Annotated in this window: 9 protein-coding genes; all 9 read right to left on the bottom strand. The window is 39.2% G+C overall.

The features are described 5' to 3' along the window. Window positions 1-25: 25 nt before the first annotated feature. Entirely contained in the window at window positions 26-1423 is a 1398-nt protein-coding gene (locus tag ABIB50_RS10685) for an undecaprenyl-phosphate glucose phosphotransferase (protein ID WP_429379701.1), read from the bottom strand. A 14-nt stretch (window positions 1424-1437) separates the two neighbouring features. Continuing rightward, window positions 1438-2397 (bottom strand): bifunctional heptose 7-phosphate kinase/heptose 1-phosphate adenyltransferase, encoded by a 960-nt coding sequence (locus ABIB50_RS10680; protein ID WP_429379700.1) that lies wholly within the window; start codon window positions 2395-2397, stop codon window positions 1438-1440. A 53-nt stretch (window positions 2398-2450) separates the two neighbouring features. Further along, on the bottom strand, window positions 2451-2762 hold the full coding sequence (locus tag ABIB50_RS10675) for a DUF3467 domain-containing protein (protein WP_429379699.1): 312 nt from the start codon (window positions 2760-2762) through the stop codon (window positions 2451-2453). Window positions 2763-2830: 68 nt separating this feature from the next. Next, window positions 2831-7120, bottom strand: a complete 4290-nt coding sequence (gene rpoC / locus ABIB50_RS10670) for a DNA-directed RNA polymerase subunit beta' (RefSeq protein ID WP_429379698.1) — start codon at window positions 7118-7120, stop codon at window positions 2831-2833. A gap of 102 nt (window positions 7121-7222) precedes the next feature. Beyond that, a complete protein-coding gene (gene rpoB, locus ABIB50_RS10665; RefSeq protein WP_429379697.1) occupies window positions 7223-11026 on the bottom strand; it encodes a DNA-directed RNA polymerase subunit beta in 3804 nt (1267 codons plus the stop codon). A 223-nt stretch (window positions 11027-11249) separates the two neighbouring features. After that, entirely contained in the window at window positions 11250-11636 is a 387-nt protein-coding gene (gene rplL / locus ABIB50_RS10660; protein ID WP_214071516.1) for a 50S ribosomal protein L7/L12, read from the bottom strand. 60 nt (window positions 11637-11696) lie between these two features. Next, the gene (gene rplJ / locus ABIB50_RS10655) at window positions 11697-12215 is read right to left on the bottom strand and encodes a 50S ribosomal protein L10 (protein WP_429379695.1); all 519 of its coding nucleotides are present in this window, start codon (window positions 12213-12215) and stop codon (window positions 11697-11699) included. Window positions 12216-12217: 2 nt separating this feature from the next. Further along, entirely contained in the window at window positions 12218-12916 is a 699-nt protein-coding gene (rplA, locus tag ABIB50_RS10650; RefSeq protein ID WP_230545081.1) for a 50S ribosomal protein L1, read from the bottom strand. A 28-nt stretch (window positions 12917-12944) separates the two neighbouring features. Next, window positions 12945-13385 carry a 50S ribosomal protein L11 gene (gene rplK, locus ABIB50_RS10645; protein ID WP_429379692.1) on the bottom strand — a complete coding sequence of 147 codons (441 nt, stop codon included), beginning with the start codon at window positions 13383-13385 and terminating at the stop codon, window positions 12945-12947. Between the last annotated feature and the right edge of the window lie 169 nt (window positions 13386-13554).

The raw sequence follows: 13554 nt of genomic DNA, 5'->3' as shown, positions 1-13554 counted from the left end.
AATAAAAAGTTCATTCTGATATATCTTAGAACGCTTTTTCATCACCCCTTATCACATTCCAAAAAGTAAGAAATATAATTTTAAGGTCAAGTAAAAACGACCAGTTTTCGAGATACCATACATCAGCTTCTACCCGTTGAAGCATGTCCTCGGTAGTTTTAGTTTCACCTCTAAAGCCACTAATTTGCGCCCAACCGGTTATGCCGGGCTTTAAAAAATGGCGTACCATAAATTTATCAACCAGTTGTGAATATTGCTCAGTATGGCTTATCATATGTGGCCTCGGCCCAACAACCGACATATTACCTATCAGCGTATTAAAAAATTGTGGAAATTCATCTAAACTTGTTTTACGGATAAATGCTCCAATAGGTGTAATGCGTGAGTCTCCGCGTTTCGCCTGTTCCTTATCAGAATCATTGTTAACACGCATGCTTCTAAACTTATAACATTTAAACGGTTTATTGTCTTTGCCGGATCGTGTTTGCACAAAGAATACAGGCCCGCGCGATTGTAATTTTATTATAATAGCTAATATTGGGAAGACCCAGCTAAATATAAATATTATAACAAACAATGAAAATACAATATCAAATACCCGTTTAATTAACCTGTTAGCCATACTCTCCAAAGGTTCTTGCCTGACTGAGATAATGGGGATGTGATCGAAATTTTGCACAAACATTGACCTTTTAGGATTAATATAATATTCAGGAATTATTTTGAACCGTATTAAATGTTTGTCTGCTTCTGTCATTAACTGCTCTATGCGGTTAGTTTGAGAGATTGGCAATGCGCAAAATATTTCATCTACGCCATTTTCAAGTACATATTCAATGCAATCATCAATACTACCTAAGTATAAACCTATAGCCGGTATGCGCGATGCTTTATCATCAAAAAAACCTAACACTTTGTATCCACTATGTTTATTATGTTCAAAATATTCAAAAATATTCATGCCTATTGGCCCGGATCCAACAATAATTATATTCCTGGAGTCCATCAATAGGTTTCTTTTACTCTTTCTGATAAGCAGGAATATAAACTTCCAAGAGCCAACCAAAAAACCAAATAGTATAACCGAATAAAGTAAATATTCTCTTGTGATTAAATAGAACCTGGCTCCTATTATAATTATGATGAAAGATATTAAGGATACAAATAGCAGGTATGTTTTAAAAAAACCCTGATAGGTACGTATAGAATCTTTGTTTAATACCCGCTCATATAAACCCGTAATATTTGTTGATAGTACCCAGATAAGGTTAAACATCATTATTATAGGCAAATATTTACTGGTTGCTATTTGTAATCCAGGCCCATCAACTATTAAATAGGCTATAAGCATGCTTACATTTAACAACAAATAATCGATAAACAGATTGAGTATTTTTATAAATGCAGAGTATCTGTAAACCATATCTCTATTAATTACTACCTGTTTAGTTTATTAATTTCATCTAATGTTGCTACTGCGCTACCAAATTTTGCCACCACAACTGCAGCTGCACTATTTGCAAAGTCACAAGCTTCAGATATTGATAAGCCGTTAGCTAATGCAAAGCTTAAAGAAGCAATCACTGTATCCCCGGCACCGGTAACATCAAAAACATCAAGTGCTTTAGTTGGCTTTTTTGTTAACTTATTATCATTATAGATACCTATACCGTCTTCTGATAACGTAACAACTACTGTTTTGCAAGCCGTTGTATCTGCAATTTTTTTGCAGGCGGCCTCTAAACTAATATCGTCTGTAATATTTATGCCTGATGCCAGCGAAGCTTCTTTTCTGTTTGGCTTAACCAAAGTAACTCCGTAATATTTTGACAGATCCTTATCTTTAGAGTCTACTATAGTTATAATATTATTTGTGTTACAGAGCTCAATTACATTTTTTACTAAATGAGTACTTAATACCCCTTTGCAATAATCAGACAGTATTACAACATCAAGCTCGGTTACCTTGGTTTTTAAAAAATTAAATATTTCATCAGCAATAATATCATTGCAATAAACTTTGTCCTCTTTATCCAACCGTATCAGTTGGTGCCTGTTTACAACTATCCTGGTTTTAATAGTGGTGCGTCGCTCTCTATCTTTTACCTGGCAATAAAAGTGGGGCTTGATCTTTTCAAGCTCATCTGTTACTATCTGGCTGGTATCGTCATTACCACTTATGCTAATTATCGAACCGTCGCAACCAAAAGCCTGTAAGTTCTTAAGCACATTACCCGCCCCGCCTAAGCTATAGGTTTCACCAGATACATCAACAATCTGTACCGGCGCTTCAGGCGAAATACGATCACATGAACCATTAATGTAATGATCCAGCATCATATCGCCTATAACACAAATTTTTACTTTTTTGTCCGTTTGAAAATTGAAGAAAGACATTGGTTATAGATAGATTAAATACAAATATCGTTAAATAGGGATGAAAACCCTTATTAAGCCTGCCCCATTGTTCCACCAAAATTCATCGGGAAGGCCGATGGCTCTTGTTGTACTTTAATACGGCCATTTGCCGCTTCATATTTTTCTATATTATCTTCAAGTGCCGTTAACAGCCTTTTGGCATGTTCAGGAGTGATGATTATACGCGATTTTACTTTTGCCTTTGGCGTTCCCGGCATTACACGAATAAAATCAAGTACAAACTCCTGGTTTGAATGGGTAATAATTGCAAGATTTGAGTAAGTACCTTCCGCAATTTCTTCAGAAAGCTCAATATTTAACTGATTTTCGTTTTGTTCTTCCATAGCGCTAAAATAGCAAAAGCCTTCCGTTTTCACGGAAGGCTTGCTAATTATTATTTGCTTATTAAATATTAAGCTTCTACTTCTTCAGCTTTTGAAGCCATCAGGCGATCAAATTCTTCCTGTGAACCAACGCGGATATTTTCGTACTCGCGTAAACCTGTTCCGGATGGAATTAAGTGACCAACAATAACGTTTTCTTTCAAGCCTAACATGTTATCTTTCTTACCTGCAATTGCTGCTTCGTTAAGAACCTTGGTAGTTTCCTGGAACGATGCTGCTGATATGAATGATTTTGTACCTAATGATGCACGGGTAATACCTTGCAACATTGGGCTTGATGTAGCTGCTATAGCATCACGCACTTCAACCAATTTCAAATCTTTACGTTTTAAAATTGAGTTTTCGTCGCGTAACCTGCGTACAGATAGTATCTGGCCAGCTTTTAAGCTGGTTGAATCACCTGGCTCAACAACAACCTTTTTGTCAAAGATATCATCATTTTCCAGCATGAAATCCCAACTGTCAACAGCCTCTTTCTCTAAGAAACGGGTATCGCCCGCATCTTCGATAGCTACTTTCTGCATCATTTGGTGAACAATAACTTCAAAGTGTTTGTCATTGATCTTCACACCTTGTAAACGGTAAACTTCTTGGATACCATTTACCAAGTACTCCTGTACTGCAGCCGGGCCTTTAATAGCCAGGATATCAGCAGGTGATATTGAACCATCGGACAATGGCATACCGGCCTTCACAAAGTCATTATCCTGTACCAGGATGTGTTTAGACAATGGCACCAGGTATTTTTTAACTTGTCCGTCTTTTGATTCGATAGTGATCTCACGATTACCACGTTTAACACCACCTAAAGTTACAACGCCGTCAATCTCGGTTACTACTGCAGGGTTTGATGGATTACGTGCTTCAAATAACTCTGTTACACGTGGTAAACCACCGGTGATATCCCTGGTTTTACCTGTTGAACGAGGTATTTTAGCGATGATCTGTCCTGTTTGTAGTTTCTCGCCTTCATCAACTGCGATGTGGGCTCCTACCGGGATGTTATATCCTTTAATTATGTTTCCTTTAGTATCAGCAACTTGTATAACCGGGTTTTTAGTTTTATCCCTGGTATCAATAATTACCTTTTCGCGGTGACCGGTTTGCTCGTCAGATTCTTCACGGAAAGTGATACCCTCTAATACAGCTTCAAACTGTGTAACACCGGCAAACTCTGATATGATTACAGCATTGTATGGATCCCATGAACAAATACGGTCGCCTTTTTTGATCTTGCTGTTATCTTTAATGTATAAATATGAACCGTAAGGGATGTTGTTGGTTACAATAACTTTATTGCTTCCTTCTTCAACTATACGGAACTCGCCAGAACGGCCTAATACAACGTCAACAGCACCTTCTTCGGCAGTTTGGTAAGTTACAGTACGAACGTTTTCAAACTCGATGATACCATCAAATTTAGCGTTGATCTGTGACTCGGCCGCAATGTTTGACGCGGTACCACCCACGTGGAATGTACGTAATGTTAACTGTGTACCCGGCTCACCAATTGACTGTGCTGCAATTACACCAACAGCCTCGCCTTTTTGCACGCGTTTACCGCTTGCCAGGTTACGGCCATAGCATAGTGCACAAACACCACGTTTGCTTTCGCAAGTTAATACCGAACGTATTTCTATTCCTTCTAAAGGTGAGTTTTCAATTGTTTTACCAATCTCTTCAGTAATATCATGACCGGCAGATACTAACAGCTCGTTAGTAATAGGGTCAAACACGTCATGTAAAGATGTACGGCCTAAAATACGATCGTATAATGGCTCAACAATATCCTCGTTGTCTTTTAGTGCAGTTGTATAGATACCTCTTAAAGTACCGCAATCAACCATACCAACAATCATATCCTGTGCAACGTCATGTAAACGACGAGTTAAGTAACCAGCATCAGCTGTTTTTAACGCAGTATCCGCCAAACCTTTACGTGCACCGTGAGTTGATATAAAGTACTCTAATACCGACAAACCTTCTTTAAAGTTTGAAAGAATAGGATTCTCGATAATCTCACCACCTGAACCTGATTTCTGAGGCTTAGCCATCAAACCACGCATACCTGCAAGCTGACGGATCTGTTCTTTTGAACCACGCGCCCCAGAATCCAACATCATATAAACCGAGTTAAAGCCCTGGTTATCGTTACTTAGGATGTCCATCACATTCGCGGTTAAGCGGTTGTTAATACGGGTCCAGATATCGATAATTTGGTTATAACGCTCGTTGTTGGTAATAAAGCCCATGTTGTAGTTACCCATTACTTCTTCTACTTGTTTAGAAGCTTGAGCAATTAAAGTAACTTTTTCAGCAGGGATATTGATATCCTTCAGGTTAAATGATAAACCACCCTGAAACGCCATTTTAAATCCTAATTCCTTAATATCATCAAGGAACGCGGCAGCGCGAGCCATACCGGTAATTTTTACTACTTCACCAATAATATCACGTAATGACTTTTTGGTTAACAGTTCATTTATATAACCTACTTCGGCAGGTACGTGTTGGTTAAACAACACCCGGCCTACTGTAGTATCAATAATTTTATTTACAATTTGTCCGTCGCGCTCTTTAACGTTAGTTTTAACTTTAATGAAAGCGTGAAGATCTAATTTGCGCTCGTTGTAAGCAATAATAACTTCTTCGGCACTGTAGAAAGTTAAACCGCTACCCTGTACAACACGTGTTTCATCAGTTTTACGGCCTTTTGTTATGTAGTACAAACCAAGCACCATGTCTTGTGATGGTACAGTGATAGGCGTACCGTTAGCAGGGTTTAATATATTGTGCGAAGCAAGCATTAATACCTGAGCTTCTAATATTGCAGCGTTACCCAGTGGTACGTGCACAGCCATCTGGTCACCGTCAAAATCCGCGTTAAAGGCGGTACAAGTTAACGGGTGCAGTTGGATAGCTTTACCTTCAACCAGTTTTGGCTGGAATGATTGTATACCTAACCTGTGTAGCGTAGGTGCACGATTTAATAATACCGGGTGTCCTTTTAATACGTTTTCTAAAATATCCCAAACTAATGGGTCTTTACGGTCAACGATCTTTTTAGCAGATTTTACTGTTTTAACCACACCACGCTCAATCATCTTGCGAATGATAAATGGTTTAAACAATTCGGCAGCCATATCTTTAGGTAAACCGCACTCATGTAATTTAAGGTTCGGGCCTACAACAATTACAGAACGGGCAGAGTAATCCACACGTTTACCTAATAAGTTTTGACGGAAACGGCCTTGCTTGCCTTTCAGGATATCTGAAAGTGATTTCAATGCACGGTTACCTTCAGTTTTTACCGCGTTAACTTTACGTGAGTTATCAAATAACGAATCTACAGCTTCCTGTAACATACGTTTTTCGTTGCGTAAAATTACCTCTGGTGCTTTGATCTCGATCAAACGTTTTAAACGGTTGTTACGGATAATTACACGACGGTAAAGGTCATTTAAATCTGATGTAGCGAAACGGCCACCTTCAAGTGGTACCAATGGGCGCAACTCTGGCGGGATAACCGGAACGATCTTAACGATCATCCACTCAGGGTTATTCTCGATACGTGTTTTTGCACCACGGAAAGCCTCAACAACCTGTAAACGTTTTAAAGCTTCGTTTTTACGTTGTTGTGAAGTTTCGGTAGCTGCCTGGTGGCGTAAGCTAAATGACAATTCATCAAGATCAATACGTTTTAATAATTCTTCCAAAGCTTCTGCACCCATTTTGGCTACAAATTTCTGTGGATCCTTATCGTCAAGGTATTGGTTCTCTTTCGGAAGAGTATCTAATATATCCAGGTATTCTTCTTCAGTCAGGAAATCCATTTTGTTGATTCCGTCGCTTTCTTTAATACCAGCCTGGATAACTACATATCTTTCATAATATATGATCAGATCAAGTCTTTTTGTTGGCAGACCCAATAAGTAACCAATTTTGTTTGGCAACGAACGGAAATACCAGATGTGAGCAACCGGAACCACCAAGTTGATGTGCCCCATACGCTCACGACGTACTTTCTTTTCGGTTACTTCAACGCCGCAACGGTCGCACACTATACCCTTGTAACGGATACGTTTGTATTTACCGCAATGGCACTCGTAATCTTTAACCGGACCAAAAATACGCTCGCAAAATAAACCATCGCGCTCAGGCTTATAAGTCCTGTAGTTAATGGTTTCGGGTTTTAAAACTTCACCACTTGAGCGCTCCAAAATCGCCTCAGGCGAAGCTAAGCTGATGGTGATAGTAGTAAAATTACTTTTGATTTTATTATCCTTTTTGTAAGACATAGTCTCCTTTTTTTTAATTATTGAAGGAATAAATTATTGAATTATTGATTTTAAATGAGTGAATGAACTAATCAATAATTCATTCACTCAATAATTCAATAATTACTCTAAAGTGATATCTAAACCTAAACCTCTTAATTCATGAACCAATACGTTAAATGATTCTGGAACAGAAGGTGTTGGCAAGTTCTCACCTTTAACAATAGCCTCGTAAGTTTTGGCACGGCCAACAACATCATCCGATTTAACGGTTAATATTTCCTGCAGGATGTTTGATGCACCAAATGCTTCCAGTGCCCAAACCTCCATCTCACCAAAACGCTGACCACCAAACTGGGCTTTACCACCCAATGGCTGTTGTGTAATTAATGAGTATGGACCGATAGAACGCGCGTGCATCTTATCGTCAACCATGTGGCCCAGTTTCAGCATGTAGATAATACCTACCGTAGTTTGCTGATCAAACCGGTCGCCTGTTAAACCATTGTATAAGTAGGTACGGCCTGATTCAGGGATACCGGCTTTTTTAACCCACTCTTCAACCTCTTCATGGCTTGCACCATCAAAAATTGGAGTAGCGAATTTAATGCCCAGCTCTTTACCAGCCCAACCTAATACAGTTTCGTAGATCTGGCCTAAGTTCATACGTGAAGGTACACCCAGTGGGTTCAACACAATATCAACCGGTGTTCCATCTTCTAAGAAAGGCATATCCTCGTCACGTACAATACGTGCTACGATACCTTTGTTACCGTGACGGCCCGCCATTTTATCACCCACTTTAAGCTTGCGCTTTTTAGCGATGTAAACTTTAGCCATTTGTACGATACCAGATGGAAGCTCATCACCTACACTGATAGCGAATTTATCGCGACGGTAAGCACCCAGTTCCTCATTAACTTTAATGTTGTAGTTATGAAGCAATAATTTTATCTGGTCGTTTTTGTCATCATCAGTTGTCCATTTTGTTGGGTTGATGTTTTCAAAAGGTAACTCAGTTAAAATCTTTTGGGTGAATTTAACGCCTTTAGGTACCAATAGCTCTTTGTAAACATTGCTAACACCTTGTGATGTTTTACCGTTAACTATCTCAAATAACTTCTCAATTAAAGTGTTTTTAAGATCTTTTACAGCTTTGTCATGTTTAGCATCAAGCTTCTCTATCTGTGCTTTTTCTTCTGCCTTAGTAGTTTTTTTAGCACGGCTAAATAATTTGGTATCAATTACAACACCCGCGATAGACGGCGGAGTTTTTAATGATGCATCTTTAACATCACCTGCTTTATCACCAAATATGGCACGTAATAATTTTTCTTCCGGTGAAGGATCTGACTCACCTTTTGGAGTGATTTTACCTATCAGGATATCGCCTTCTTTAACCTCGGCACCAACACGGATGATACCGTCTTCGTCAAGGTCTTTAGTAGCTTCTTCTGATACGTTAGGGATATCCGGTGTCAATTCTTCTTCGCCACGTTTGGTATCACGTACTTCTAACTCAAACTCTTCAACGTGAAGAGAAGTAAAGATATCCTGTGATACTACACGCTCAGAGATAACGATCGCATCCTCAAAGTTATAACCTTGCCAAGGCATGAATGCCACTTTAAGGTTACGGCCTAAGGCTAACTCGCCATCTTGTGTTGCATAACCTTCGCAAAGCACTTGTCCTTTTTCAACTCTTTCTCCTTTTTTAACAATCGGTTTTAAGTTGATAGTAGTGCTTTGGTTGGTTTTCTTAAACTTAGTTAAGATATAGCTTCTTGAATCGCCTTCGAAAGAAACCAAACGGTCCAGTTCGTTACGATCATATTTAATTACGATCTGGTTTGCATCAACATACTCAACAATACCATCGCCTTCGGCGTTGATAAGGGTACGTGAATCTTTTGCCACACGGCCTTCTAATCCGGTTCCAACAATTGGTGCTTCAGGGCGCAATAAAGGCACTGCCTGGCGCTGCATGTTTGATCCCATCAGGGCACGGTTAGCATCATCATGCTCAAGGAACGGAATTAATGAAGCCGCGATAGATGTGATTTGGTTTGGAGCAATGTCCATCAGATCCAGTTTTTCCGGATCAATGATCGGGAAGTCACCTTCAAAACGGGCTTTTACTTTAGGTAATGCAAATACACCCTTATCATCATAATGGGCATTTGCCTGGCCTATTGTTTTACCGTCTTCATCCTCAGCAGATAAATAAATAACATCTTCCTGCACCTGTACTTTACCTTCAACCACACGTTTGTACGGGGTTTCTATAAAGCCTAAGTTATTGATCTTAGCGTGTACGCAAAGTGATGATATCAAACCAATGTTAGGTCCTTCCGGAGTTTCGATGGTACACAACCTACCGTAGTGGGTGTAGTGAACGTCACGAACCTCGAAACCTGCACGCTCACGCGACAGACCACCGGGGCCTAAGGCTGACAGACGACGCTTGTGCGTAATTTCTGCCAGTGGGTTGGTTTGATCCATAAATTGTGACAACTGATTTGTTCCGAAGAACGAGTTGATCACAGATGATAATGTACGTGCGTTAATCAGGTCGGTAGGTGTAAATACCTCGTTGTCACGGATATTCATACGCTCACGGATGGTACGGGCCATACGTGCTAAACCAACACCAAATTGAGCATATAACTGCTCGCCCACTGTACGCACACGACGGTTTGACAAGTGATCAATATCATCCACCTCGGCTTTTGAGTTGATTAATTTGATCAGATATTTTACTATCGCGATGATATCTTGTTTTGTTAATACCTTAGTTTCTTCTGATGTGCTCAGTTTCAACTTACGGTTGATGCGGTACCTGCCCACATCACCAAGGTCATAACGTTTATCAGAGAAGAACAAACGATCGATGATACCACGAGCAGTTTCCTCATCAGGTGGTTCGGCGTTACGTAATTGACGGTAGATATGCTCAACCGCTTCTTTCTCAGAGTTTGAAGTATCCTTTTGTAAGGTATTATATATAATAGTGTAATCACCACTGGTAGCGGCATCTTCTTTGTTTAAGATGATGGTTTTAACACCGGCGTCAATGATCATATCAATATGGTCATCTTCCAGCACGGTTTCGCGTTCCAGGATAATTTCGTTACGGTCGATAGAAACTACTTCACCGGTATCTTCATCCACAAAGTCTTCAACCCATTTCTTTAAAACCCTTGCAGCCAGTTTACGGCCAATGAACTTCTTAAGACCTGACTTGCTAACTTTTACTTCGTCAGCTAATTCAAATAACTCTAAGATGTCTTTATCAGAGTCATAACCAATAGCACGAAGCAAGGTAGTTACCGGGAATTTCTTTTTACGGTCAATGTAAGCATACATCACGTTGTTAACGTCTGTAGCAAACTCAATCCATGAACCCTTGAAAGGTATAACACGGGCCGAGTACAATTTTGTACCGTTAGTGTGACGGCTTTGGCCGAAGAACACGCCTGGTGAACGGTGTAGCTGTGATACAATTACACGTTCTGCACCATTAATAACAAAAGTACCTTTAGGCGTCATATAAGGGATGGTACCCAAATAAACGTCTTGTACAATTGTTTCAAAATCTTCGTGCTCGGCATCATTACATGATAAGCGAAGTTTTGCTTTAAGTGGTACGCTGTAAGTTAATCCGCGCTCAATACACTCGCGTATATCGTAACGTGGCGGATCAATAAAATAATCAAGAAACTCCAGGACGAAGATGTTTCTTGAATCTGAAATAGGAAAGTTCTCTGCAAACACTTTAAACAAACCTTCTTTGTGACGGTTGTCTGAAGTTGTTTCTAATTGAAAAAATTCCTGGAAAGATTGCAACTGCACATCCAGAAAATCGGGGTAGTCAAGTACCTTTCTGCTGGTTGCAAAGTTTACTCTTTGTGCTTTTTTGTTTGCCAAGGTGTTTTAATTTTAGTTTATTAACTGTTGGACGTGAGTTATCAGATGTGAGATACGAGATAAATTTTTAACATCTAATGCCTGATATTCGCCAATTTGCAAACAGCTGAAGATCTCGTTTCTCAAATCCACTGTCCCAAATCTATTATCAAACCTTTATAAACAGCAATAGACCCCGACCAAAAATGGTCGGAGTCTGATGCTTTAAATATTGTGGTTAAACTTATTTAACCTCAACTACTGCTCCGGCTTCTTCTAATTGAGATTTCAAAGATTGAGCTTCTTCTTTAGTTACGCCTGTTTTTACTTCTTTAGGTGCACCGTCAACAAGATCTTTTGCTTCTTTCAAACCTAAACCGGTTAAGTCTTTTACTAATTTAACAACAGCTAATTTTGAGCCACCTGCTTCTTTCAGGATAACGTCAAATGCTGTTTGCTCAGCTGCAGCTGCAGGAGCGTCATCGCCACCACCAGCAGCAGGACCTGCAACAGCAACAGCTGCAGCAGCCGGCTCAATACCGTACTCGTCTTTTAAGATCTGAGCTAATTCGTTTACTTCTTTTACTGTCAAGTTTACCAACTGTTCAGCAAATGCTTTTAAATCCGCCATTATATTATGTTTTTTACTTTAATGCTTTGTTTTTAATAATCAAACTTTAAGGTGTTTGAATTAACCTCTTTCTTGTAATGTTTTTACTAATCCTGCCAATGTGTTTTTGCCTGATTGCAGTGCAGATACAACATTTTTCGCTGGTGATTGCAATAAGCCGATGATCTCGCCAATCAATTGCTCTTTCGATTTTAATTTCGTAAGTGCATCGATCTGGTTGTCGCCGATAAATATTGCCGAATCAATATAAGCTGCTTTTAAAATTGGTTTATCACCACCTTTTCTTAATTGTTTAATCAACTTTGCCGGGGCAGTTGCTGATTTTGAGAAAAGTATTGATGATGAACCTTTTAATACATTATATATTTCAGTGTAATCGCCACCTGCTGCTTCCATAGCTTTTTTGATCAAGCTATTTTTTGCAACCTGCATTTTGATATCACTGTCGAAACATTTACGACGGATGTCATTAATTTTTGCAACCGTTAAATCTGAAGTATCGGTGATATAAAAATTACCGTATTCCTTCATTTGTTCAGAGAGGGCAAGAACAAGGTCGTGTTTTTCTTCTTTATTCATGATTAAATTCCCGCTACTGATTTTGTTTCTACTGTTATTCCCGGAGACATAGTAGAAGAGATATGAATACTCTTAAAATATGTTCCTTTAGCTGATGATGGTTTCAATTTAGAGATGGTTTGCAATACTTCTAATGCATTCTCATAAATTTTGTCAGCAGGGAAAGATGCTTTACCTATTGAGGTATGGATAATACCGGTTTTATCAACCTTGAAGTCGATCTTACCACCTTTTACCTCAGTTACAGCTTTTCCAACGTCTGGAGTTACTGTACCTGATTTAGGGTTAGGCATTAAGTTACGCGGACCAAGCACACGGCCTAATCTACCTACTTTAGCCATAACACTTGGCATGGTAATGATAATATCTACGTCAGTCCATCCACCTTCAATCTTGGCGATATAATCATCCAAACCTACAAAATCTGCACCTGCATCTTTAGCTTCTTGCTCCTTATCGGGAGTACAAAGAACTAATACACGTACAGTTTTACCGGTTCCATGAGGCAATGTTGCAATACCGCGTACCATTTGATTGGCTTTACGGGGGTCAACACCTAAACGCACATCTATATCAACTGATGAATCAAACTTAGTGTTAGTTAATTCCTTAACCAACGATGATGCATCTTGTAATGTATACGATTTATTAGCCTCAATTTTGGAGAGCGCCACTTTTTGATTTTTTGTTAATCTAGCCACTGTCTTAAACTGATTTGTATAAATTTAATTAATTCCAGGGTGCCGTACCTGATACGGTTATCCCCATACTGCGGGCAGTACCTGCTACCATTTTCATGGCTGATTCTACTGTAAACGCATTTAAATCAACCATTTTATCTTTAGCTATAGTCTCAACCTGCTCCCAGTTTACACTGGCAACTTTTTTACGGTTAGGCTCGGCCGAACCACCTTTTAAACCTGATACTTCCAATAATTGGATAGCTACAGGAGGAGTTTTAATGATAAAATCGAAAGATTTGTCTACGTACACAGTGATAAGCACAGGTAGCACTTTACCAGGTTTGTCCTGGGTACGTGCATTGAACTGCTTGCAAAACTCCATAATGTTCACACCTTTTGCACCTAATGCAGGTCCAATCGGAGGTGATGGGTTTGCAGCGCCGCCCTTTACTTGCAGCTTAACCATTGCACCGACTTCTTTTGCCATTTGCTTTTTTATTTAATTATTCAATGTTATAAAGTGGAAGCTATGTAACATTTGTTAGTCTGGTATTTAGTAGTCAGTATCAAGTATCTAGACTCTTACTTTCTATAGTACCATTATCTTCAATATCAAATTGCAACAAATATTCTTCCTTGATACTTGCTACTAAATA

Origin of the sequence: Mucilaginibacter sp. UYCu711 (genome assembly GCF_050433825.1) — a bacterium.
Taxonomy (GTDB): Bacteria; Bacteroidota; Bacteroidia; order Sphingobacteriales; family Sphingobacteriaceae; genus Mucilaginibacter.
This window is presented reverse-complemented; position numbering and strand designations above follow the sequence as displayed.

What these genes read in the sequence shown, in the direction of transcription:
- ABIB50_RS10685 (WP_429379701.1), bottom strand. Translation starts at nt 1,423, where the DNA reads ATGGTTTACAGATACTCTGCATTTATAAAAATACTCAATCTGTTTATC.
- rplL (WP_214071516.1), bottom strand. Translation starts at nt 11,636, where the DNA reads ATGGCGGATTTAAAAGCATTTGCTGAACAGTTGGTAAACTTGACAGTA.
- ABIB50_RS10675 (WP_429379699.1), bottom strand. Translation starts at nt 2,762, where the DNA reads ATGGAAGAACAAAACGAAAATCAGTTAAATATTGAGCTTTCTGAAGAA.
- ABIB50_RS10680 (WP_429379700.1), bottom strand. Translation starts at nt 2,397, where the DNA reads ATGTCTTTCTTCAATTTTCAAACGGACAAAAAAGTAAAAATTTGTGTT.
- rplJ (WP_429379695.1), bottom strand. Translation starts at nt 12,215, where the DNA reads ATGAATAAAGAAGAAAAACACGACCTTGTTCTTGCCCTCTCTGAACAA.
- rpoC (WP_429379698.1), bottom strand. Translation starts at nt 7,120, where the DNA reads ATGTCTTACAAAAAGGATAATAAAATCAAAAGTAATTTTACTACTATC.
- rplK (WP_429379692.1), bottom strand. Translation starts at nt 13,385, where the DNA reads ATGGCAAAAGAAGTCGGTGCAATGGTTAAGCTGCAAGTAAAGGGCGGC.